Genomic DNA, 19,739 nt, shown 5'->3' with positions numbered 1-19,739 from the left:
AGCAGCGTAACATACGCTATTCAACACTTGAAGGAGGTGAGTGGGTATCGCCGCCCAAAGGCGGCCTGGGGCTATCCATCCCAGACCAAACTTTGGTTTGGTCGGGGTCTCTCGCCCCAGACCCCAACCAGATGACCCGGGTCCACTCGCGGGGAACCCGGGCGTCGAAGCGGCGGGTTTGGATGGGTGCTTCCTCGAGCTCGGGTGCTTCGTCGAGCTCGAGGGGCTTCACTGAAAAACCACCTCCACCAGGCTGCCGTCCTTGCGCTGGATCAGCACCTTACCCCCTTCATCCACCACGTCGCGCAGGAACTTCTTGGCCTGGATGGCCCGCTGGATGGCTACGGTGCGGTTGGTGCCCTCGGCGCGGGCCAGGGCTGCGGTGGCCTCGAGGTCGCGCTGGGTCAGGTTGAGGCTGATCCGTTGCACGGTGTTGGGCTCCGGTTCCTTGACCATAGGTATCTCCCGTATGCCTAATAAGCATACCACATGCACAGACAGGCGGGGCCGCCTCCTTCAGGGTTTGGGATTCCAGATTTACAGCAAATACCACGCTCATGCGGCCTCCTCTTGGGTTTGCAGGACCAGCCCTTCGATGGGCACGTTGAAGACCAGATCCCCCTCCGGGGTGCGCAGGCTGACCCGGATGGGCCAGTCCCACTCCAGGTCGCGCACCACCTCCAGAACCAGGGCAGGGTAGGGGTGGGTGACCCGGGCACCGGGGGCGATCTGCCAGGGGCGCAGGGTGGCCTCGAGGAGTTGCAGGTCGCGCTCAGGGGTGCAGTACCAGGCCCGGCCCTGCTGCCAGAAGGCCCAGCTACCCTCCTCCTGGGGCGAGGGGTGGGGCAGCGGCCAGGCCAGGCCAAAGCTGCCGGGCTGGGGCGACTCGGTGGGGCGGAGCCAGAGGGCGCGGTGGGCAATGGGCATGAGACCTCCTTGGGGGCAAGAAACCGGACGAACGCCTAGGCCGCTTCCTCTTCCTGCGGCTCGAGGTCGCTCCAATCCATCTGCGGCCAGTACATCACGCTGCGATACCCCAGGGCGTCGGTGCGGAAATCTGCGACCAGCCCTTGCAGCCCGTCCAGGGCCTGGTCTGCCGAGAGGTGCTCGCGGGCGCTCTCGAAGAGCTCCTGGATGCCGCTCGGCACATCATCCACGGCCAGGGCCGGGCATTGCTGGCCGTACATGCCCCGCCCGCTGTAGGGGCGGAGGGAGGGGCAGTGCTTGAGGATCTCGAGGGTTGCAGGGTCAGAGAACATAGGAAACCTCCTGCTTTAGCCGCTGATATTTTCGACGCCGAATGATTGGCTACACTGAAGGCGCTATGCTACGCGGCATTATCCCCCCTGCGTACTACGGCGCCCCCACAGCGAACTGGCTGCTGGCGCAGTTGACCTACGAGAGCCGCCTGAGCCTGGAGGAAGTCCGGGCGCGGGTGACGCGGCGTCTCGACTGGCTGGAGGCCGCGCAAGAGGCGCGGGCCGTCGGGCGCGGGCCGCCCCCGCAACCCTACGACGAGTTTGACGGCCCCGCCTACCAGGTGCCCCTGGTGCTGGACGGCTGGGTGCTGGCGGGCCTGACCAACTACACCGAGACCCGCACCGGCGGCACCATGCTGCTCTACTGGCTGGACACCCAGGGCCAGCTTGGGGTGAGCTACCAGGGCGGCAACAACTACTCACCCAAGCACCGCTCCCCGACCGGCCTGCGGGCCTCTATCAAGCCCGCCCCCACTGACTGGGAGCTACCCCCCGAGATAGCGGCGGCCAACGCCGAGGCAGACTGGCCCCGCGAGCGCCTGCTGGCCCTGGCACGGGGGGAAATCCATGTGGACAACCCGGCTTTGCAGTGGTACAACCCTTAGCGAGAAAGCCCCGCCCTCACGGGACGCGGATGGAAGGAGCTATATGGCAGCAGAGGCCCCCAAGTTTGTGTGGCGCGATTGGGTGATAGAGGACCCCCTGACCAACGAGGCGGATCAGCGGTATGGCGTGAGCCCCTACGAGGCCACGGTGTACTGGCACGGCTGGCTGTGGCGCTATGATGGCCGCGACTACCAGCCGGTCAGCCCGGTGGGCGAGGACGACTTCGACCCGGCGGTGCGCCGCCGCCTGGCCCACTGGCGCGAGACCGGCCTGATGCCGCTCGACGAGGACGACCCCCAGCAGGTCGAGGCCGCCCGGAAGGAGTGGCAGAAGCGGGTCTGGAGCGCCCCCAACCCCTGGTAATCCGATCAGGCTGGGGCGGCTTTCCCTTGCTCGGGATTCTGGCCAGCGGCCAGCTTGATCAACGCCTCTTCACCGAGGGGCTGCTGCCAGAGCCGGGTGGCTTCCTCCCCCACCGCGATGGGCACCACCCGGTGGCGGCGGCGGCTGACAGGAAACAGCACCGCCAGCTCAGGCTGCCCGTGATCCGGGGCCTTTTCCAGGTAGGACACGCCGATCTGGCTCAGTTGTCGGTACTTCCGCATCCTCCACCTCCACCCTGCCCGTACCCCGGCAGGCCGGGCAGGCGTACTCGTGGTCATCGGGCAGGTAGTTGCCGAAGGCGCTGCTGTAGTAGCCGGGCCCGCCCACATAGACCCGGTAGCCGTCGCCTCCGCACTCGGGGCAGAGTTCCGCTCGCATCGGCTTCACTCCGCCTCCCGGCGGTCCATCTCGCTGATCTTGAGGTGGAAGGCCCGCAAGCCCTCGAAGAGGGAGTGCGCCTCGAGGGGGGTTCCCTCCTCAATAGAACTCCACCAGGAAGTAGAAATACTTACCGTTGCTTTCGTAGCCTTTGCGCGGTAGATACACCTTTTTCCCGTTTTGGGCGACTACCGCGCTGCGGGGGAAGCGCACCCGCAGCCCATTGGGTCCGCGCCAACTGGCGGCGATGCGGGCCGTGAAGAGGTCCCAGGTGGTGGCCAGTTTGGCGATTCGCCCAAAGGCGTACTTATGCACCGCTGTGGGGGCATAGACCTTGATGATGTGCAAGCCTTTGGTGGGTTCCACCGTGCCGGCCAGGAAGTTGATCTGCGGGGTGACGGGCGGTTTGCTCAGTTTGGTGAGCATCCCACTCGAGCCCCCTACGGTGCGCGGCATATGGCCCCGTTGTATGGGGTTGTGTGGGTCAATTCAAGGCCGAAACAGCCCGCTTATTCGGCGGGCTGCATGTGAGGGACGGGGTTTAGGAGGCTTTGCGGGTCGTTTTGGTTTTTGGCAATGACTTTTCACGGCGTCGAATGCCAAGGAGTTTATCTAGCTCAGCTTCTTCTTGTGGGTTTAGTTCTTGCATGGGGATGTGCTTGTCAATGTTGGCGTAAAAATCCATCTCCTCGTCCAGATTTTTGAACTTTGGGATGCGGTGGCGCGTTTCCATGTCACTTCTTATTGTACGCCTTTTTATCGCGTTCATAGGCATCTAGAGCGGTTTTCATCCAGTTACCGTTGCGTCGGGAGATGAAGATGATCCGCAGTAACCGCCCGGCTTCGCTGCGACCCAACAACAGATAAACCCGCCCCTCGGGTTCATCGTGGGAAACGAAGGTGCGGCGGCGTGGGTCGCGGATAGCCTCGAGCACCTCGTATAGGCGTACTTGATGCTTTTGCCATATTTTATCCCGCACCGTACGGTGGAAGCGGAGCTTCACCCGACCACCCGCCCGATCCCCTCGAGCCAGGCCTCGAGCTTGGCCACCACGTTGGGGGTGATGCCAGGATAGCCCGAGAGTGGAGCGAAGCCGAACTCCCCACCAAACCGGGCCAGCTCCTTCAGGCCGCCGAAGTGCTCGTGCAGGGTCTGGACGGCGGGGGCGCTGCCGGTGAGGAGCTCGAGCAACTCGCGGTCGGAGATTTCCTGTGGCGAGAGCGGGTTGCGCCGGCTGAACAGGCGGGTTCCGATGCGGTGCGAGAAGCTTTTACCGTACTTGGTTCGCCGTGCAGGTGGCCCTGGGGCTCACCTGCACGGCCCGGTCGTAGGGCCGCCGGTTGGTCTTGCAGAAGGCGAATAGCCCGTCCGGGCTGGGGTCGTAGTGTTTGCGCTGTGCATCCAGGACGAAGCTCTCACAGTCCTCCGGGCCCACCCCGTTGAAGTAGAGGCCCTGGGATCCGATCTCTGGCTCTCCCTCCCCCATGGGCCCGGCCAGGGGGGGCAGGTGGGGCCGGAGCCTGTGCAGGTCGGCGGCGATCTGGGGCAGCGCCCCCTTCAGGTGCTCGACGTACCAGTAGTGGGTGTATCCCATGCGTCCTCCAAAAGAAGAAGAGGGGCGAAACCGCCCGCTGGTGACTCTGGCCCCTCAGAGCAACTTTTCCAGTGCCGCCCCCAGAGGCAGTACCTCTACCCGATAGACAGCAGAATCTTCCCTGGCCGTGTGAGGGGTTTGGCCGTACAGATGGCCGAAGTGTTGCCGGTCCCCGGTAACCAGGGCCGACGCCCTGGCCTCCCAGGCCGCTGCCAGGATGGGGGCGTCCTTGGGAGGAAGGCCCCACTCCAGCGCCTTTTGGATCAGCGCCAGGCGGGGCTCAGCGACCAGGGTCAGGTACTCCAGCAGCCCCTCCAGGGTAGGCAGGGCCTCCGGGCGTTTGGCCTGTAGGTTGCGCCGGGCTTCCTCCAGGGCGTAGGCCGAGGTACACAGGGTGCATCGTCCCCGCCGGGCCAGGTCGAACAGGGCCCGCGAACGCCCCTCCTGCCAGGCGGCGGCGAACAGCACATTGGCATCCAGGAACAGCCGCACTCAGGCTCCTTGCAGGGCCCGGAGCTTTTCATTTTCCTCCGGGGTGAGTGCGTCCTCTTGCAGAAAGGCCTCGATCCGCTCCTGGCTGTACATCTCGATGGGGTAGACCCCGGCGGGTCGGAGCAGGATGCCCCCGTCCGGGGAGAGCTCCACCAGAAAATACCCTTCCCCTTCCATCCCCAAGGCTCGGAGCAACCGCCGGGGGATGGAGACCTGTCCTTTGCGGCTCAGCTTGGCCAGTTCCATTTTCCTAGAATACCAAAATGTTGGGTTTCTTGGTTTATGAGATCTGAGACGGTTAGCGGTAGCGTCGCACTCTCCGCTGGCCTCGACCCCAAACTCCCCGGCCTGATAGATCCAGCCGAAGTAGCGGTGTTCCTCCAGAAGCTCCAACAACACCCCGAGCTCCTTTGGGGATAGCTCCACTTGCATGTTGCCCCTACTCGGAAGAAGGAACGGGGGCGTTGGCGCCCCCTGGCCATTTGTCGAAAAGCGATGGGCTCAAACCAGGGTCACCGCCGCGTAGGTTTTCACACCCCGCGGGCCGGGACAGTTCTGCCCCCTGCTTCTAGCGCTTCAGAGGGGCAGGCGTCGCACCCTGACCCTTCGGTCCTCGACCACTACCTTGACACCCCCACGGCTAAAGCACGTGGGATTCTTGGTTCAACGAGGACTGCCTACTATGGGCAGGTCTTACACCCTCTCCCCAAGCGTTTTGCGTCTCCGTGTGCCCCGCGGCGACGGGGACGATCCCCTCTCGGGACGGGCTTGGCCCGTACACCAGGGGGATGTGTCGCATCCCTTCGGCCTTGATATTGCAAGCCGCGTTTAAATCCCGGTCATGCACTGCCCCGCACTCACAGATCCAAACCCTATCTGAAAGGGTCAGGTTCGCGTTAATAGACCCACACTCCCGGCACAGCCTGCTGCTGGGGAAGTAGCGATCAATCACGGCGAGATGTTTGCAGTGCCAGATCGTTTTGTACTCCAACTGCCGCCGGAACTCGCCCAAGGCTGCGTCCAGAACCGACTTGGAAAGCTTGGTTTTCGCCATCCCTCTCAGGTTCAGGTCTTCGATGCACAGCCCGTCGTATTTTTGGACGAGTCCGGTGGTCAACTTGTGGAGGAAGTCTTGTCGCTGGTTACGCACCTTAGCGTGTACCCGGCTCAGCCGCTTTCTAGCTTTGTCACGGTTTTTGCTCCCTTTCTGCTTCCTGGAAAGCTGTCGTTGCACCCGGCGAAGTTTGCTCAGTCCTCTGCGGTAGAACTTCGGAGGTGCAATGCGGGTTCCGTCGCTCATTACCGCAAAATCTTTCAGCCCCAGGTCAATCCCCACCACCCGCTCAGGGTTGGCGGGGGGTAGGGGTACGTCGGGCATCTCAAACTCAGCGGTCAGGCTGACGTACCACTGACCCTCAGCGTCTCGCTTGAAGGTGGCTCCTTTGATGGAGCAGTCAACGGGCTGGCTCTGGCGAATCCTGATCCAGCCGACCTTGGGGATGTAGACCTCGCTTTCCTTTACCCGGACGCGCTGGGGGATGCGGAAGCGGGGTGCATCCCGCTTCTTGCTCTTGAACCGGGGGAACCCGGCCTGCTTACTGAAGAAGGCTTGATAGGCCCGGTCAAGGTCTTTCAGGGCTTGTTGGAGTAGCTGGCTATCCACATCCTTCAACCAGGCCGTCTCCAGCTGCTTCTTCAGGGCGGTCAGTTCAGCAGCTTGCTGATTGTAGGTCAACCCCTTCCCGGTAGCCGCATACACCTCCTTACGCCGGGCAAGGCCCCAGTTCCACACGAACCGCCGAGCCCCCGCCATCCCCAACAGAGCCTCGCTCTGGGCTTGGGTGGGCTCTATGCGGAAGCGGTAGACCTTGCGGTAGACAGCCATCAGTCCCTCGTCTTCTGGGCAGCAATGTACTGCTTGATGGTCTTACTACTGACCATGCCCGCCGTGCTCACGAAGTACGAGCGCGTCCACAGTGCGGGAAGACGGATGAGGTGGGGAAACTCCCGGCGCAGCACGTGCGAAGTGTACCCCTTGAGGCGGTGGGCAATCTGATTGGGAGCCACGCCGGGGTCTACCGAAAGGAACAGGTGTACGTGGTCGGGCATGATTTCCAAAGCAATAATTTCCCACCCAAGCTCGGTAGCCTTCTCCCTGAGCAGAACCTCCAAGCGCTCAGCCAGCGGCCCTACCAGAATCCTGCGGCGGCGCTTGGGCACGAACACGAAGTGGTAGCGCAGCAGCGAAACGGAAGTGTTGTTGTGTTTGTAGGGTGCTGCCACTACCTCGGTGTAGCACGCTTGCTGCCCAACATGTTATGTCCGCCAGAGGCGGACATGGGGGAGTCCATGTAACGCAGACGAGCATGCCGCCAATCCCGGCGGCATGTCTGCGAGTCCCTCCCAGGGCTAAAGCCGCTGGGTTTTATAGCTCCCCCACATCCCCTCGCTTCTATAAGCCGCGTACTCCAGCGCGGCGTCAATGTCCTCTTGCTCGAGGTAGGGGTAGTTCTGGAGGATTTCCTCCGGGGTCTGATGGCGTAGCAGCGTGAGGACAGTCCCCACCGTGATCCGCATCCCCCGCACGCAGGGTCGCCCCCCCATGACCTGGGGATCGAAGGTGATCCGCTTGCGCCAGCCCATAGCTCCATCGTACACGTCTAAACCCTCGTTGCGCTCCTCCCATCTCGACGGTGGTCAGGGGCCTACCCAACACCACTGGGGGCTCGTTCAGCCGAGCCCTGACCCTGGCGGCCCCGGCCTCTGCGGGGTCGTAGCGCTTGACCAGGGCGGAGGTATCGAAGTACACTGCCTGTTTCATCCCTAGCCCCGGCGCTCCTCCAGCACCGCCCGGCTCAGCCCCAGCCTGCGCGAGCCGATCTGTTGCAGGTAGCGCTGGTAGGCGTTCTCGGCCTGGGCCGGGCTCAGGGAAACCGTGGGGGCCTCGATCACCCCCTGGCTTAACAGCGCAGCCAGAACCGGGTCGGTAGACTCCGGCAGGGCCTCCAGCGCCTCACGGATGATCTCCGCCTCAGACCGCCCGGTGGCCCGGGCCAGGCGCTTCAGCTTGGCCTCCTGCTCGGGGGCCAGGTAAATCTGCTTGCGGATCATCACGCATTATTACTGTACATCACCACTCGGCGGGCAGTTCCGGCCCCTCCAGATCCCGCCACTCCACCGCCTCGTCGAAATCGGGCTCCCCCGGGGCTGCACCGGCCCTGGGGTAGAGCCGCACCACCGGGTCGCTGAGCAGCGGGGTGGTGAAGCGGCAGCCCTAGACCTCCCGGTGCTCCCCGTCCTCGGCCCACACCAGCAGGTGGGGCCACTCCGGGAGTTCGTCTTCCAACCCCAGGCTCTCCAGCACCGCCCTGCGATCCTGCGTGTTGCTCAGGAGCATGTAGCGGCTGTCCTGTAAATTTCTGAGCTGCATCTCGCCTCCTCAAAAGCAAGCCGGGGGCGGTTTCCCGCCCCCTGGCTCTACCACAAGTCCTACGCTGCGGCCAGGATCTCCCACGCTGCCTGCATGATGTGCCCCAGGGAGCCCCTCAGCCCGCCCAGAACGACAACTCCTTGAACACCCCCAGGTCGCGGTAGTTCAGCGTCCACACTGGCGCCTTGGCTCGCAGGGCCAGAAGCACCACGCTGGCATCCTCCAGGGTGCCCCTCCAGTCCGGCCTCCCCACCAGCAAGACCTGGCTGGCCTCGAGGTCGCTATAGCCGATTGGAACGACCTCCAATGCCTCCAGCATCCGTTCCAGGGCCCGCCGGGCCACCGCTGGCCCTCCCTCGAAGAGCAGCCACTTGTACACCTCGAACAGCACCGGAAGGGGGGTGATCAGGCGGCTGTCCTGTTGTGCCAACTCCTGGAACCCCCGCACCGCTGCCTCGTGGTCAGGGTCGCCGGCGTGGAAGAGCGCGATCAGCGGCCCCGCGTCCAGAACCAGCCTGTGTGGGCTCGTGCTCATCGCCCCTGACGGTGACGATCCTCCGCCCCTTCCCCGGCGTTTACAGGGGCCCTCTCGACGACCCCGGCCAGTTCCAAAAGAGCCGCCGGGTTGCGGCGCAGCCTGGCCTCCAGCGCTTCCTGCACCAGGGCCGAGAGGTTGGTCTGTGGGTGCTCCTTCAGGTAAGCCTCCACCATCCGGGCGAGGTCGTTGGGCAAGTAGATGGTGGTACGCATGGGTTTATCATACCATGTAATACTACTCCACCCTGAGCAACCCTCCCCGGTGGTGCCCGATCTGCTCTTCCAGCCATGCGTATACCTCTTCCCTCTCCAGCAGCACGCCCTCCAAAGCTGCTGCCGCTATAAGCGCCTCAGCCATACCCTCGAGGCGCTCTCCCACCCACACCGGCGGATGCCGCTCAAACCACTCAGGCACGAACCAGTAGCCCTTGTCTGGGTGCAGGGTGGGAAGCTCCCACAGCTGGGCTTGCAGCTCCAGCAGCGCCAGCAGACCCCAAGCGTGGAGGGTGGACCCGTCGTAGTGGGTTCGGATCTGTTTCAGGCATTGTCGCGCCCTGGGGCTTTGCAGGTAGGCATCTATGGCCTCGCGAATCGGAGCTGCTTCGAAGGCGCTGTGCGCTCCCCGCATAGCAGGGTAGGGGGGTCGACCCCCGGCTATGTGCTGGGCTTGAGGGGTCTTCTTCCGAGGTCCTCTGAAGAAGTTTTCTCGGGGTGAACGTAATTTCTCAACCAACTCACCCCCGGAAGCCCCTGGCTTTAGCCGTGGGGTGGTTTACTCTCTTGGGTGAGCGAGCAGGGCTGCCGCCCCCAGGTTGCCGCGCAGGGCCCGCACCGCCAGGGCCGGTAGCACGACGTAGCGCCCCGCGCCATAACCCTCCAGGGCCAGCCGGACCTCCGGGGGCAGGCTCAACCAATGGCTTCCGGGTTGGGGTAGGGAGTGTTTAGCACTGGCCATATTGCGCCTCCATATCAGGATTGCTATACCTATTCACTATAGTAGCATCTCCGCAAGGCCTCCCAGGCCGCCCGGGCCGCCTCGCGGTGCCGGGGCTCGGTGGGGGCGGTGGTGAAACCCTGGCCCCACTCCCCGGCCCGCAGCCACATCCGGCTCCAGGCCCGGCGCTCCCCCTCCCTGGTGGCGATGGCCGCCCCAAATATGGCCAGGAAGACGAGAGGCAAGCTCAGAAGATTCCCCCACCAGGGCAGAAACGGCCCGACCAATGCCAGGGGAAGCAGCGGCATCATCGCGGTGGTGCCACAGGCAGGGTGGAACACCGGCTGGCGCGAGAGGTTTTCCTCGGAGGGGATCCCCCCCAGGCCCACCACGTGGACTAGCTGGTGCTCGGCCCCGTGATACCGGCGCATCTCCTGGAGGCGGCGGCGCAGGGCGGGGATCAGCAGGACCGCCAGGACCACCAGGGCCAGGCCGCCCAGGTAGTAGACCTTCCCGAAGTCCGGCCTGGCAAAATGAAGGATCATGCTCAGCAAGAAGCCGGTTGCCGCACCGGCCAGCATGGCCTTGCGCCCTTCCTTGTCGGGCGGCCCCATCAGCGTGCTGATCAGCGCCATGGTCCACTCCAGCAACATCCACGGCAGGGCCCCCACGAGCCCAACCCGGCGCATCGTCTTCGGGTTCAGGGGGTAGCTGAGGCTATGCAGCTGGCCCTTCCGGTCATGGAAGCCCACCCCCACCCCGTGGGTGCTCATGAACAACACCCCGCTGGGCAGGGCCATCCCCCCTATCAGGCCTTCGGCTTGCCGATGGATGTTCTTCAAGGTCTCCGCGTCCATACTTCCAGGGCCTCCGGCAGAATCCACTCCACCACGCTATACTGTTGCACCGCATAGGCCGGGTGCATATGACCATCGAACGGGCATACAACCCACACCCATCCAGTTAGGCATTTTGAACCTCTACCCCCTTCTCCGAACCCTAAAATGATGGCCATGAGACTCATCCCGCTGCTCCTGACCGCGCTCCTGCTGGCGGCCTGCAACCAGCAGGTCAAGACCTCCTCCAAGCCCGCCCCGCCCCCGCTGGACCCCCCGGCGGACGGGCCCATCACCTGGACCTACGACCACGACAGCGGGAGGCTGGTGCTGTGGATGAAGGAGGCGGCGGCGGGGCTGGAGCTGAACATCTACATCGAGGACCTGGAGGGGCAGCACCGGACCCAGTGGTACGGGATCGCCCCCTACGATGTGCAGAGCAACCCGGCCCGCTGGCCGATCAAGAGCCTCTACGGCAACGAGGGCTACATCATCCACTACGCCCTGGACACCACCTGGGACAAGCGCTACGGGGGGCGGAAGTTCTACTGGAAGTACCGCTACAAGACCTCCACCCAGCAGGAGCCCTGGCAGTTCGAGGCCCCGGTGGGCCCGGTGACCTTCCAGGTGATCGACCGCTTCCCCTGGGAGGAGCCGGGCCAGACCATCAGCCCGCGCGATGTTTCCATCCGCGATAGCCTGGACACCGGCCCGATCATCAAGCCCTTCCTGGGCTGCTTGCAGGAGAACCTGGACGAGTACCGCAGCCGGGGGCTCTACGCCTTCAGCGCCCACACCACCGCCATTCAGTGGTTCGATGAGCCGGTCTCCAAACCGGGCTACCCCAGCTTCACCTACCAGTGGATCTGGAGCGACGGGATCTACGACGGGTTCATCGGGACCACCGTGCCCGACGGGACCTACCTGGCCGATCCCCGGCCCCAGCCCTTGCAGAAGATCGCCGCGCTGGACAACCGGCTGCACCGGCAGATCGTGGTGGCCTACGCCGAGGGGACCGGGCCCTTCCCCCACGCCTGGGAGAAGCGCTACTGGCGGCTGGCCGGGCGGGGGTTCGGGGCTTTCGAGCAGCCCGACGGGAGCGTGAAGTGCGAGTTCGGGGAGTGGAGGCTGGATGAGGTCACCGACCCCGACCTGATCGCCTGGATGGATTCCTGGCGCACCACCAAGCGCAGCCAGCCCCCCTACGACTCGCCGGTGGATCCCCGGCTGATCCCCCAGGGCTGGTAGGGGCGGGAAACCCAGGACGGGAAAGACCTGGAGGTGCCCCTGAGCAAGCTGACCGAGTATCTGCTATCGCCTACCCACCCGGTAGGCCGTCATAAGGCCCGTTTCTTCCGGGCGCTGGGTTTCAGCCCTGAAGCTCCGCTGCACCTGGGGGAGGCCCTCAAGCAACAGGCCAGGGCCGCCCTCGAGGTGCAGACAGAAACAACGCCCTACGGCCATAAATGGGTAGCCGAAGGGGCCCTGGCCGGGCCTGCCCAGAGCGCGGTGGTACGAAGCGTGTGGATTGAAAGCGGGTACAAAGCCCGGCTGATAACCGTCTATCCAACCGGGAGAGGGGGCGAGGAATGATCGGGGAACTGGACAGTGTGGTACTGAACGTGAACCGGCCCGAGCTGGGCCTGCTGGCTGGGGATGTGGGAACAGTGGTGCATGTCTATGGCGAAGGCGAGGCCTTCGAGGTGGAGTTCGTGACCCTGGCAGGGAAGACCCTGGGGGTCTTGACCCTGCAAAAGGAGGAGATCCGCCCGGTGGACGCGGATGACCTGGCCCATGTGCGGCGATTGCCGGGGGCGGCATGAGGCTGGCGGTGATCAACCTGAAGGGCGGCACCGGAAAGACCACCACCTCGGTCTACCTGGCGGCAGCCCTGGCTCGGCGGGGCGGTAGACGCCGACCCCCAAGGCTCGGCGCTCTCCTGGGGTGACCAGGCCGAGAGCCTGCCCTTTACCTTGCCTACCCCGAGGAGGCCCAGTTTGCGGCACAGGCTGTGCCGCAATTGCCCTTTCGACTGCAATTCTGACATGGCTCGAGAAAGCGAGAGTCCCAGGCAGTGCTGCCTTTGAAGGCCAAATCGACTCGGGGGCAGTGCCCCCCGTTTCCCTACCGACGGCTCAGTTGGCCTGCTGCTTGCCCCGGGCCTCCTGCTCCTTCTTCTCCCGGAGGTAGGACTCCAGGGCGCTCACGATCCAGCGGTTGCGGGATTGCTTGCCCCGCACCCGATCCACCTTTTTGATCAGCTCTTTGTCCATCAGGAAGAACTTGCTCGCCCAGACCCGCTGCTTGGGCAGGGTCATCCCGAAGTACTGGGCCAGGCGGTTGACCTCGCCCCAGGGGTAGTTCCACTTCTGGGCCAGGGCCAGGGTGGAGCCGGTCTGCTGGAGCTCCTCCCGCAACCAGTCCGGGTTCCAGTACAGGGGCAGCCCCATCCCTTCGAGCACCTCCAGGTCCCAGTGGGGACGGGTGGGGAAGACCTCCTTGCCCAATCGAACCAGGCTGTATTTGTCCTTCATATTGGATTTCATTGCTGTACCTCCAGCGGGGCCTTGGCCCCGGCGGCTTTGCCGCTATCCTTCGGGCGGGGGTCTGATCCCCTAATCCCGGTTGTTCTTGTTCTGTGTCTATCCGGCGGCCTGGCCCCTGGCCTTCAGGCGGGGGCTGGCCTTCTGGGCCTCGCGCTCGATGGCCCGGGCGATGACCTCGCGCTGGCTACCGGCCTCCTCCGCCGCCGCCTCCAGCTCCCTGGCCAGGGCCGGGGGCAGGTGGAGCAGCAGGGGGGCCCGTTCGGTCTGCATCTCCTCGCGGAGGGCCCAGATTTGCTGGGCCAGCTCGGGCTGACGGCTGATGTAGCGCCGCAAGGTCTGGGGTTTGTAGCCGTACTTCTTACCCATCGCCTCCAGGGAGCGCAGCTTGCGAAACTGCTCCAGCAACCAGGCATGGTCCCAATAAAAGGGCAGACCCTGGGCCTGCAACTCATTTACGGTCCAGGCCTTCTTGTAGCGCTTGAGCCCCGCCAGGCGTATCTGTTTCCCGTCCCTGGGCTGGGCCCTGACCGGAAACCGCGACGTCTGGATCAGATCTTCAACCTCGGCTCTCACCTCCGGATGACGGCTCAGATACCCGGCCACGGTGGCCTCGGGAAACCCGTGGACCCTACAGACCATGGCCAGGCTGCCATACTTGCGCAGTTCCTTGCGTAGCCACCTGGGGTTGTGATACGGCCTCCTCTTCACCGGATCTCCTTAGCATCCTATCATCGGTTATTATAGCACCTTACCCAAACAACCAGGCCCATGTATTGTGACTTAGAACACTATTACTCCCCCGAGCCCGTTCTCATGGAGCGTTTTACCCCCCTCCGAGTTGCTACCCTGAGGGTATGGAAATCGTCTGGATGTTCTTGCTGATGGCGGTGATGATCTTTGTCCGGATTCTGCTGGCGGTGGTGGACTACCTGCCCGAGTTCATGCGGGAATGGAACGAGCTGATGGACGACCTGTTCCCCCGCCGTCGTCGCCGCCGTAGCTCCTACCGGAGGGGCCCGGCCCTTCTCTCGTTCAACAACCCCCAGCCCTATGCGGAGGACGAGGCCCCGGCCTTCATTCCCCCGGTGGAGGACCCTCCGCCCTACGACCCCCATCAGGACCCCCGGTTGCACTACCGGCAGAATGCGCACCCTGAGATCGACGTCTGGTCCAACCCCTACGACAACCTCTCCCGGTGGAATGAATAGGTTCCCAGTTAAACTCTCCCCCCCACCCCCACGTTCGGAGTGTGGGGGAAAACCATGCAAATGCGCCGGCGCTGTTTGCGCGTTTTGTCAGGTCGAGCGGCGCGAGCGGGGAGTTAACTGGGAATCCCCTACCTTGGGCTTACCTGGCGCAACAACTCCTGGAGCAGGTGCTTGATCTCCCGGTCGTCGTGCGGGTCAGCTGGGTCTGAACCCCCGGGCTGAACGGGCCGGGCGGGCGTTCTCATGAAGAAATTGGCGGGGCGGTTTTTGGGCTAAGGTGGAAGGTGGAGGTAAATGTGGACGAAGCAGCAAAACCCACCCTCAGCCCCGAGATCCTGGCCACCGGGGTGGCCTACCGCTACCTGGATCGGAAGGTGACCACGGTGCCGACCGGGTTCCTCAGGCCCCATCCCGACCAGCCCCGCAGGTTCTTTGACCCCCAGGCCATGGCGGAGCTGGTGGAGGACATCCGCTACAACGGAATCCTGAGCCCGCTGCTGGTGATGGAGCAGGGGGCCGACCTGCTCATCCTCTCGGGGGAGCGGCGCTGGCGGGCGGCGCAGGAGCTGGGGCTGGAGGAGGTGCCCTGTGTGATCATCCACAACGACGCGAGGGCCAGCGAGTGGATGTTCTCGGCCAACAAGCAGCAGCGGCTTCAGGTCTTTGAGCGCAACTGGTACCTGTGGAAGGCCATGCACGGGATCCTCCAGGCTTTCCAGCCCGAGACCGGTTTCGCGGAGAGCGGGGAGATCCTGCGCTACCTGCACAACCCCAAGGGGGCCCGGGTCCAGCCCGAGCGGATCCCGGACTGGGTGCTGCAACGCTATGGTCCTCTGAAGGAGGACCTGGAGGTGGTGCTCCGGTCCATGGGCTCCTCGCTGGAGGAGGTGGCGACCTTCATCGCGGCCTGGGAGGGGCTGCACCCCCTGGTCCAGGAGGCCCTCGAAAAGGGGCAGACCTACTGGCAGGCCGCCCGGCTGCTGAACCCCTGGATCCGGCGGCTCCGGCGGGAGCTGGGCCCCGACCACCCCGAGGCCAGCGAGGAGAGCCTGCGGGAGTTCATCCGGCAGATGGGGCAGCTGAGCCAAAGGCAGATGCGTACCGTCCTCCAGGAGGAGATGGACCGGCTGGTGGGCCAGCCCGAGAAACCCCCTGCGCGGGAAGCGGGGCTCCAGCGGATCGTGAAGCACTGGTGGAAGAAGTCCTCCCTGATGCCGGACATGGATCAGCGGGATGAGCTGCACCGCCTGCTGAAGGAGCTGGAGGCCAGCGTGGCCGAGGTCGAGGCCTTCCTCCGGGAGAAGGGGGTGGATCCCTGGGCCTGAGCTGAGTCTGTACGCTACAACCTACCCGGGGATGCTTCCACACCCCCGGGTACTTTTGCCGGGCAGATCTATTTTGCCCGGCAAATCTAGTTGGCCTGGCAGATTTGTACTGTACAAAGCAGGGCCTTTAGGTGCCCCAATCCCCGTCCAGGACGGGGCTTTCTTCTATTATTAGTGTTGCATGAGAGGCTTGCCCGCTGTGTTGATATATAATCTAAGGATAGGAACGACTATGCAGAAGCGACAGCTTACCTCCATTGGCCTGTTCGTGTACGCGACCATCCTGGTGACCTCTTTCCTGCACGTCCTGGAGGCCTTCCTGGCCTATTCCCACCCGGTGCAGCTGGGGCCGCTGGTGATCCCGGGTTGGATTGCCGGGGTGGGGGTGGCCCTGTCCTCCTTTGTCCCCCTGACCTCCCTGCGGATCGGGCAGGTTCTGGCCGAGGTCTCCCGCATGGATGCCCGGCCAGGGCGGGAGGAGGCCGGGGTGACCCTGAGCAAGCTGGCCAGGCGAATCGGGTTGGATGGCGGGATGCTCGTCAAGGCCTGTGGTCAGGCTGTAGGTGTCAGCCGGATCACGCAGGGTGGTCTTGCTCGTAATGGTGCGCTCATCCCCGGAAGGCCTGCGCACCAGCACTGAGGCAGTGGCGGATCGGCGCACCCGGATGTTGCCGCTCGAATAGCCCTAGAAACCCGGCCAGCCCCTCCGTTACCGGGATAAGGCGTCCCTTCAGGTCCTTCCCTCAGATCCGAGGGACATTCCCAACAGATTGCACCAGCTCCGCACGCAGTTCTGCTACCAACCTACCCAGGTCCCGCAGCATTCGGGTCAGTGTCGCGTGGGTATCGGCCTCGGTCCAGTCGGTACGCCAGCCGATACGCCGAAGCTCTCTTTTGGTTTCCCTTAGCTGCACATGCAAATAGAAGAACCCCGAGAAAACCGCCTGAACCATCCGCTTTCTCGCTTCATTCTCCCCTGTGGGCCAGTTCTTCAGGCTCTCTTCCAGCAGCTCGGCCAGTTTATATAGATACCTGGCGGCCTTATCAAGCTGTTCAGTGCCCTGCTTCAGCGAGGTATGGGCGTATTGCAAATGGTCGCGGGCCGCGATCAAAGACCAGGCGGCCCTGCGCCAGGGCCCCTTCAGACCCTCCTCCAGGTCTTCCAGCAGACTGGGGCGGGGTGGCAGGCCAAAGTCCAGTTCAGGCACAGGCTGTCCCCGCAGACTGTCCACGAAGGCCCGGGTGTAGGCCGCCTCAAAAAGCTCGGGGGGACGGTACCCGGCCCGGCTCAGCGCGGCCAGCTCGGTCAGGCTGAAGCAGGCATACAGGAACCAGCGGCTGCCCTTCCAGGCTTCCAGCTGTGCCCCCGTAAGGGTTGCAGGAATGTCTCCGGAGGCCCGTGCAGCCAGTTGCTTTCGCAGGGCTCCTACCGACTCACCCATGAGCTTCGCCGCTTCGGCCAGGGTGTAATGCCGTGCCCGTCTGGCCTCAAGCAGGTCCATACCCCAGCCTTCCACCATCCCCAGGGTAGCACTCAGATCGTGCCGGTGGCCTCCTCCCTTGACCCCAGCCCACCCCTGCTCGTATTCTCGAAGAAAATACTTGTAACCTTACAGGTATTGGAGCGTGCCATGTCACTCAGCAAGGGCCAGCAGCGGGTTATGGAGCAGATTGCCGGGCTGTACCGGCAGCTTGGGCGGCTGCCCCGTGTGCCCGAGCTGAGCGCAGCCCTGGGCTACTCCTACCAGGCGGTGCGGGACCACCTGAGCGCCCTCGAGCGCAAAGGGTTTCTGGAGGTGGTCTCCCAGGGCCAGGGCCGCGCCTCCGAGCTGCGCCCCACCCTGGCCGGCAGGACTCTGCTGGGTCTGGGGATTCCCCTGCTGGGCAGCATTCCCGCCGGCAGACCGGGGGAGGCAGTGCAGGAGATCCGGGGCCTCCTGGCCCTTCCCCGCCGGCCCGGCTACTACGCGCTGCTGGTAGAGGGCGACTCCATGGCCGACTACTTCGTGGAGGGGGATGTGGTGATCGTGAAGGCCACCCCGGAGGTTCGGCCGGGCCAGATTGCCGCGGTCTACCACGAGGGCCGAACCACCCTCAAGTACGTCTACCGCCGGGGCAGCCGGGTTGAGCTTCGTGCCCACAACCCCCTCTATCCCCCCCTGGTGCTGCCCGCCCGCGAGCTCCAGGTGCAGGGGATCTACGAGAGCCTGCTGCGGGGGCGGCTGGTCTCGGAGCTGCTGGAGGTGGTTATGTAGCCCCGCGCACCCAAGACCCGAGGGCGCGCCTTGCCTGGCAGCCGGTTCGCGCCCTCCCCATAGCACCCCGACTCGGGTCGGAGCGGTCTTCTATCGGTCCTGTAAGTATAGCCGAAAAACCCCATGCCGAAAAGCCTCGCCCCACGTTCTGAACGCGATTCTGCCCCTGGTCCGGAGGGGGTTGCAGCCCTCCTGCTGGAGCCCTGGCCGCTCTATCTGGCCCGCCGCGAGCAGCCCGGTCTGCCCGAGGGGCTGCTAGCCGTTACCCAGCGCCTGGCCCTCAGTGCAAGGAGCTATGACCGCATCCTGCGGGTGGCGCGCACCATCGCCGACCTAGCGGGGGCGGTGCACATCCAGGAAGCCCATCTGGCTGAGGCCCTGACGTATCGAAGGAGTCTGGGGTAAGGCCGGGCTAAGCACCAGGGGCACTTAGGCCTACAGGTGGGCCACCATCTCCTCTCTACCCAGTTCGACATAGCGGTAGATATTCAGCAGCTCACTGAGCACTTCGAGCTTCCTCAAGAAGAGGTCTTCCAGGGCGCGGTTGGAGATATTGCCCGTAGAGATCAGGAGCAGCTTGTATGGCTTACCGTGCAGGATCAGGCTTTGCACAAAATCGGCGTCCTTGGTGACGACCACGCGCTCTTCCTGTAGCGAAAGCGCATTGATTTCCTCATCTGGGGTGGCATTGCCCCTGGGCAGCTCCGAAGTATGCACCGCGTCGTGACCCTGTTCTTTCAGCAGCCGCACCAGCCGGAGGGGCAGATGCGCGTCGACCAAAAAACGGCTCACGCCACCCTCAGCACCGTACCTACTTCGCTAAGTTTGGCGGCATATAACAAGCAGGCCTGGATGTCCTCAGGCCCTAAGTCGGGGTAGTCGGCCAAAATTTCCTCAGGGGTCATGCCGCTGGCCAGCAGTTCCAGGATCACCCGCACCGGGTAGCGCAGACCCCGCACGGTGGGCTGGCCGTGGTTGATCTCGGGCTCGAGGGTGATGCGCTGGAGCAGGGCCGAGGGGTCGGTCACGCCTACAGTCTATCATTCGTCCGGGACCTCGGTGAGGAGGGGTGCCAGGCTTTTATCATAAGCCCTTCGCGTGTACTTGATCTGAAAGATATAAAAAAGGGACTGTCCCAGATAAGAGTAAACTAGGGACAGGGATATGGCGTACAGGAAGACAAAACTTGAGGTAAGGAAAGCCTTTTGATTTGGTAGAGTATTTTGTTGGAGAAGTTACCGCAAGAACTGCGGCTGATTTGCTGAGCATTGATAAGGATACAGCAGCCTTGTTCTATCACAAGATTCGAGTGGTGATCGGGCAAAATATCCGCCAACAAACCCCCTTCACTGGCGAAGTAGAAGTGGATGAGTCGTGCTTTGGAGGGATAAGGAAAGGTAAGCGAGGCCGAGGGGCAGGAGGTAAGGTTCCAGTGTTTGGCATCCTCAAGCGGGCTGGGAAGGTTTACACAGTGCCTATCCCCAATCTCAAGACCGATACCCTAATCCCCATCATCCGAGAGAAAGCTGTACCCGACTCTATCGTTTACGCCGATGGCTTTAGGAGTTATGACGTGTTGGACGTGAGCGAGTTCAAACATCAACGAGTTGACCATGATAAAGAACTGGTAGGCCATAGCGGAAACCACATTAATGGCATCGAGAACTTTTGGAATCAGGCTAAACGAGTCCTTCGCAAGTACAACGGTGTGCCCAAGCAGAACTTTCACCTCTTCGTTAGGGAGTGTGAGTTCCGCTTCAACTATGGTTCTCCCAAACAGCACCTCCAGATACTCAAAGGCTGGTTGAAACAAGAGGGTATACTTTACAAGTAGTCCAAGAATGGGGAGTAGTTGTAAGTTAGGCGAGTGGACGACACTCGACTGAGCGACGAACAGTGGGCGGTGATCGCACCGCTGTTGCCGCCCCAACCTGCGAAGGGGCGTAAGCGCGGT

38 protein-coding genes are annotated in these 19,739 nt (G+C 63.6%); 12 read left to right on the top strand and 26 right to left on the bottom strand.

Annotation, left to right across the window (positions count from 1 at the left end):
* Positions 1 to 228: 228 nt before the first annotated feature.
* The 3 genes from Mgrana_RS14980 to Mgrana_RS14970 all read right to left on the bottom strand — a co-directional run bounded on the left by Mgrana_RS14980 (position 229) and on the right by Mgrana_RS14970 (position 1,259).
* The gene (locus tag Mgrana_RS14980) at positions 229 to 456 is read right to left on the bottom strand and encodes a hypothetical protein (RefSeq protein ID WP_119358399.1); all 228 of its coding nucleotides are present in this window, start codon (positions 454 to 456) and stop codon (positions 229 to 231) included.
* A gap of 99 nt (positions 457 to 555) precedes the next feature.
* Positions 556 to 927, bottom strand: coding sequence for a hypothetical protein (locus Mgrana_RS14975; protein ID WP_119358398.1), 372 nt, complete (start codon positions 925 to 927; stop codon positions 556 to 558).
* 35 nt (positions 928 to 962) lie between these two features.
* A complete protein-coding gene (locus Mgrana_RS14970; protein ID WP_119358397.1) occupies positions 963 to 1,259 on the bottom strand; it encodes a hypothetical protein in 297 nt (98 codons plus the stop codon).
* 65 nt (positions 1,260 to 1,324) lie between these two features.
* Here Mgrana_RS14970 and Mgrana_RS14965 point away from each other — a divergent pair, with 65 nt between their 5' ends.
* A complete protein-coding gene (locus Mgrana_RS14965; protein ID WP_119358396.1) occupies positions 1,325 to 1,864 on the top strand; it encodes a hypothetical protein in 540 nt (179 codons plus the stop codon).
* A gap of 43 nt (positions 1,865 to 1,907) precedes the next feature.
* The gene (locus Mgrana_RS14960) at positions 1,908 to 2,228 is read left to right on the top strand and encodes a hypothetical protein (RefSeq protein ID WP_119358395.1); all 321 of its coding nucleotides are present in this window, start codon (positions 1,908 to 1,910) and stop codon (positions 2,226 to 2,228) included.
* 5 nt (positions 2,229 to 2,233) lie between these two features.
* Here the strand turns inward: Mgrana_RS14960 and Mgrana_RS14955 are convergent, their stop codons facing one another.
* The 18 genes from Mgrana_RS14955 to Mgrana_RS14865 all read right to left on the bottom strand — a co-directional run bounded on the left by Mgrana_RS14955 (position 2,234) and on the right by Mgrana_RS14865 (position 10,472).
* Positions 2,234 to 2,470: a hypothetical protein gene (locus tag Mgrana_RS14955; RefSeq protein ID WP_119358394.1), complete on the bottom strand. Its 237-nt coding sequence runs from the start codon at positions 2,468 to 2,470 to the stop codon at positions 2,234 to 2,236.
* Between the two features lie 256 nt (positions 2,471 to 2,726).
* Positions 2,727 to 3,083: a hypothetical protein gene (locus Mgrana_RS14945; protein ID WP_147021223.1), complete on the bottom strand. Its 357-nt coding sequence runs from the start codon at positions 3,081 to 3,083 to the stop codon at positions 2,727 to 2,729.
* 85 nt (positions 3,084 to 3,168) lie between these two features.
* Positions 3,169 to 3,360 carry a hypothetical protein gene (locus Mgrana_RS14940; RefSeq protein ID WP_119358392.1) on the bottom strand — a complete coding sequence of 64 codons (192 nt, stop codon included), beginning with the start codon at positions 3,358 to 3,360 and terminating at the stop codon, positions 3,169 to 3,171.
* 1 nt (position 3,361) lies between these two features.
* Positions 3,362 to 3,631: a hypothetical protein gene (locus Mgrana_RS14935; RefSeq protein WP_119358391.1), complete on the bottom strand. Its 270-nt coding sequence runs from the start codon at positions 3,629 to 3,631 to the stop codon at positions 3,362 to 3,364.
* Positions 3,628 to 3,819, bottom strand: a complete 192-nt coding sequence (locus Mgrana_RS14930) for a hypothetical protein (protein WP_119358390.1) — start codon at positions 3,817 to 3,819, stop codon at positions 3,628 to 3,630. Before Mgrana_RS14930 ends, Mgrana_RS14935 begins: the two co-directional genes overlap by 4 nt.
* Positions 3,820 to 3,898: 79 nt before the next feature.
* Positions 3,899 to 4,222, bottom strand: coding sequence for a hypothetical protein (locus Mgrana_RS14925; protein ID WP_119358389.1), 324 nt, complete (start codon positions 4,220 to 4,222; stop codon positions 3,899 to 3,901).
* Between the two features lie 54 nt (positions 4,223 to 4,276).
* Positions 4,277 to 4,714 (bottom strand): PIN domain-containing protein, encoded by a 438-nt coding sequence (locus tag Mgrana_RS14920; protein WP_119358388.1) that lies wholly within the window; start codon positions 4,712 to 4,714, stop codon positions 4,277 to 4,279.
* Positions 4,715 to 4,960 carry an AbrB/MazE/SpoVT family DNA-binding domain-containing protein gene (locus Mgrana_RS14915; protein ID WP_119358400.1) on the bottom strand — a complete coding sequence of 82 codons (246 nt, stop codon included), beginning with the start codon at positions 4,958 to 4,960 and terminating at the stop codon, positions 4,715 to 4,717.
* 394 nt (positions 4,961 to 5,354) lie between these two features.
* Complete coding sequence (locus Mgrana_RS14905) at positions 5,355 to 6,599, bottom strand: RNA-guided endonuclease InsQ/TnpB family protein (RefSeq protein WP_119358387.1); 1,245 nt, start codon at positions 6,597 to 6,599, stop codon at positions 5,355 to 5,357.
* Complete coding sequence (gene tnpA / locus Mgrana_RS14900; protein WP_119358386.1) at positions 6,599 to 6,997, bottom strand: IS200/IS605 family transposase; 399 nt, start codon at positions 6,995 to 6,997, stop codon at positions 6,599 to 6,601. Before tnpA ends, Mgrana_RS14905 begins: the two co-directional genes overlap by 1 nt.
* A 126-nt stretch (positions 6,998 to 7,123) precedes the next feature.
* Positions 7,124 to 7,357: a DUF433 domain-containing protein gene (locus tag Mgrana_RS14895; RefSeq protein ID WP_119358385.1), complete on the bottom strand. Its 234-nt coding sequence runs from the start codon at positions 7,355 to 7,357 to the stop codon at positions 7,124 to 7,126.
* A 180-nt stretch (positions 7,358 to 7,537) separates the two neighbouring features.
* Positions 7,538 to 7,825 (bottom strand): ribbon-helix-helix domain-containing protein, encoded by a 288-nt coding sequence (locus Mgrana_RS14890; RefSeq protein ID WP_119358384.1) that lies wholly within the window; start codon positions 7,823 to 7,825, stop codon positions 7,538 to 7,540.
* Between the two features lie 163 nt (positions 7,826 to 7,988).
* On the bottom strand, positions 7,989 to 8,144 hold the full coding sequence (locus Mgrana_RS16900) for a DUF6839 family protein (RefSeq protein WP_170146498.1): 156 nt from the start codon (positions 8,142 to 8,144) through the stop codon (positions 7,989 to 7,991).
* Between the two features lie 115 nt (positions 8,145 to 8,259).
* Positions 8,260 to 8,679 carry a type II toxin-antitoxin system VapC family toxin gene (locus tag Mgrana_RS14885; protein ID WP_119358383.1) on the bottom strand — a complete coding sequence of 140 codons (420 nt, stop codon included), beginning with the start codon at positions 8,677 to 8,679 and terminating at the stop codon, positions 8,260 to 8,262.
* Entirely contained in the window at positions 8,676 to 8,894 is a 219-nt protein-coding gene (locus Mgrana_RS14880; protein WP_119358382.1) for a ribbon-helix-helix domain-containing protein, read from the bottom strand. The genes Mgrana_RS14885 and Mgrana_RS14880 overlap by 4 nt, the downstream gene beginning before the upstream one ends.
* Before the next feature lie 22 nt (positions 8,895 to 8,916).
* On the bottom strand, positions 8,917 to 9,309 hold the full coding sequence (locus Mgrana_RS14875) for a hypothetical protein (RefSeq protein WP_119358381.1): 393 nt from the start codon (positions 9,307 to 9,309) through the stop codon (positions 8,917 to 8,919).
* Between the two features lie 144 nt (positions 9,310 to 9,453).
* Positions 9,454 to 9,636, bottom strand: a complete 183-nt coding sequence (locus tag Mgrana_RS14870) for a hypothetical protein (protein WP_119358380.1) — start codon at positions 9,634 to 9,636, stop codon at positions 9,454 to 9,456.
* Positions 9,637 to 9,665: 29 nt separating this feature from the next.
* Positions 9,666 to 10,472 carry a DUF1385 domain-containing protein gene (locus Mgrana_RS14865; protein WP_119358379.1) on the bottom strand — a complete coding sequence of 269 codons (807 nt, stop codon included), beginning with the start codon at positions 10,470 to 10,472 and terminating at the stop codon, positions 9,666 to 9,668.
* 156 nt (positions 10,473 to 10,628) lie between these two features.
* Here Mgrana_RS14865 and Mgrana_RS14860 point away from each other — a divergent pair, with 156 nt between their 5' ends.
* From Mgrana_RS14860 to Mgrana_RS17165, 4 genes are read left to right on the top strand one after another with little or no spacing between them, the layout of a single operon-like run.
* A complete protein-coding gene (locus Mgrana_RS14860) occupies positions 10,629 to 11,699 on the top strand; it encodes a hypothetical protein (protein ID WP_147021222.1) in 1,071 nt (356 codons plus the stop codon).
* A gap of 33 nt (positions 11,700 to 11,732) precedes the next feature.
* On the top strand, positions 11,733 to 12,044 hold the full coding sequence (locus Mgrana_RS14855) for a DUF6883 domain-containing protein (RefSeq protein WP_240631395.1): 312 nt from the start codon (positions 11,733 to 11,735) through the stop codon (positions 12,042 to 12,044).
* A complete protein-coding gene (locus tag Mgrana_RS14850; RefSeq protein ID WP_119358376.1) occupies positions 12,041 to 12,274 on the top strand; it encodes a DUF4926 domain-containing protein in 234 nt (77 codons plus the stop codon). The genes Mgrana_RS14855 and Mgrana_RS14850 overlap by 4 nt, the downstream gene beginning before the upstream one ends.
* Positions 12,271 to 12,399 carry a ParA family protein gene (locus Mgrana_RS17165; protein WP_119358375.1) on the top strand — a complete coding sequence of 43 codons (129 nt, stop codon included), beginning with the start codon at positions 12,271 to 12,273 and terminating at the stop codon, positions 12,397 to 12,399. Before Mgrana_RS14850 ends, Mgrana_RS17165 begins: the two co-directional genes overlap by 4 nt.
* 187 nt (positions 12,400 to 12,586) lie before the next feature.
* Here Mgrana_RS17165 and Mgrana_RS14840 read toward each other — a convergent pair whose 3' ends face one another.
* Both Mgrana_RS14840 and Mgrana_RS14835 read right to left on the bottom strand, forming a co-directional pair.
* Entirely contained in the window at positions 12,587 to 12,997 is a 411-nt protein-coding gene (locus Mgrana_RS14840; RefSeq protein ID WP_119358374.1) for a hypothetical protein, read from the bottom strand.
* A gap of 96 nt (positions 12,998 to 13,093) precedes the next feature.
* Positions 13,094 to 13,705 (bottom strand): hypothetical protein, encoded by a 612-nt coding sequence (locus tag Mgrana_RS14835; RefSeq protein WP_119358373.1) that lies wholly within the window; start codon positions 13,703 to 13,705, stop codon positions 13,094 to 13,096.
* 146 nt (positions 13,706 to 13,851) lie between these two features.
* On the opposite strand from Mgrana_RS14835, the gene Mgrana_RS14830 reads away from it, so the two are divergent.
* The 3 genes from Mgrana_RS14830 (at position 13,852) to Mgrana_RS16985 (ending at position 16,170) form a co-directional block, all read left to right on the top strand.
* Positions 13,852 to 14,205 carry a hypothetical protein gene (locus Mgrana_RS14830; protein WP_119358372.1) on the top strand — a complete coding sequence of 118 codons (354 nt, stop codon included), beginning with the start codon at positions 13,852 to 13,854 and terminating at the stop codon, positions 14,203 to 14,205.
* A 296-nt stretch (positions 14,206 to 14,501) separates the two neighbouring features.
* Positions 14,502 to 15,530: a ParB N-terminal domain-containing protein gene (locus tag Mgrana_RS14825; RefSeq protein ID WP_147021221.1), complete on the top strand. Its 1,029-nt coding sequence runs from the start codon at positions 14,502 to 14,504 to the stop codon at positions 15,528 to 15,530.
* A gap of 232 nt (positions 15,531 to 15,762) precedes the next feature.
* Positions 15,763 to 16,170, top strand: a complete 408-nt coding sequence (locus tag Mgrana_RS16985) for a hypothetical protein (protein WP_186813140.1) — start codon at positions 15,763 to 15,765, stop codon at positions 16,168 to 16,170.
* 103 nt (positions 16,171 to 16,273) lie between these two features.
* Here Mgrana_RS16985 and Mgrana_RS16895 read toward each other — a convergent pair whose 3' ends face one another.
* A complete protein-coding gene (locus Mgrana_RS16895) occupies positions 16,274 to 17,032 on the bottom strand; it encodes a hypothetical protein (protein ID WP_170146497.1) in 759 nt (252 codons plus the stop codon).
* Between the two features lie 129 nt (positions 17,033 to 17,161).
* On the opposite strand from Mgrana_RS16895, the gene Mgrana_RS16890 reads away from it, so the two are divergent.
* Both Mgrana_RS16890 and Mgrana_RS17390 read left to right on the top strand, forming a co-directional pair.
* Positions 17,162 to 17,785: a LexA family protein gene (locus Mgrana_RS16890; protein WP_170146496.1), complete on the top strand. Its 624-nt coding sequence runs from the start codon at positions 17,162 to 17,164 to the stop codon at positions 17,783 to 17,785.
* A gap of 123 nt (positions 17,786 to 17,908) precedes the next feature.
* Complete coding sequence (locus Mgrana_RS17390) at positions 17,909 to 18,190, top strand: magnesium chelatase subunit ChlI family protein (protein WP_371862090.1); 282 nt, start codon at positions 17,909 to 17,911, stop codon at positions 18,188 to 18,190.
* Between the two features lie 30 nt (positions 18,191 to 18,220).
* On the opposite strand, the gene Mgrana_RS14800 is transcribed toward Mgrana_RS17390, so the two are convergent.
* Together Mgrana_RS14800 and Mgrana_RS14795 are read right to left on the bottom strand one after the other, a co-directional pair.
* Positions 18,221 to 18,577 carry a DUF5615 family PIN-like protein gene (locus Mgrana_RS14800; RefSeq protein ID WP_119358368.1) on the bottom strand — a complete coding sequence of 119 codons (357 nt, stop codon included), beginning with the start codon at positions 18,575 to 18,577 and terminating at the stop codon, positions 18,221 to 18,223.
* Positions 18,574 to 18,813, bottom strand: a complete 240-nt coding sequence (locus Mgrana_RS14795; RefSeq protein ID WP_119358367.1) for a DUF433 domain-containing protein — start codon at positions 18,811 to 18,813, stop codon at positions 18,574 to 18,576. The genes Mgrana_RS14800 and Mgrana_RS14795 overlap by 4 nt, the downstream gene beginning before the upstream one ends.
* A 182-nt stretch (positions 18,814 to 18,995) precedes the next feature.
* Between Mgrana_RS14795 and Mgrana_RS14790 the strand changes: the two genes are divergently transcribed.
* Positions 18,996 to 19,619 carry an IS1595 family transposase gene (locus Mgrana_RS14790; RefSeq protein ID WP_119358366.1) on the top strand — a complete coding sequence of 208 codons (624 nt, stop codon included), beginning with the start codon at positions 18,996 to 18,998 and terminating at the stop codon, positions 19,617 to 19,619.
* The last annotated feature ends 120 nt before the right edge of the window (positions 19,620 to 19,739 follow it).

It is taken from the genome of Meiothermus granaticius NBRC 107808, assembly GCF_003574355.1.
Taxonomy (GTDB): Bacteria; Deinococcota; Deinococci; order Deinococcales; family Thermaceae; genus Meiothermus; species Meiothermus granaticius.
This window is presented reverse-complemented; position numbering and strand designations above follow the sequence as displayed.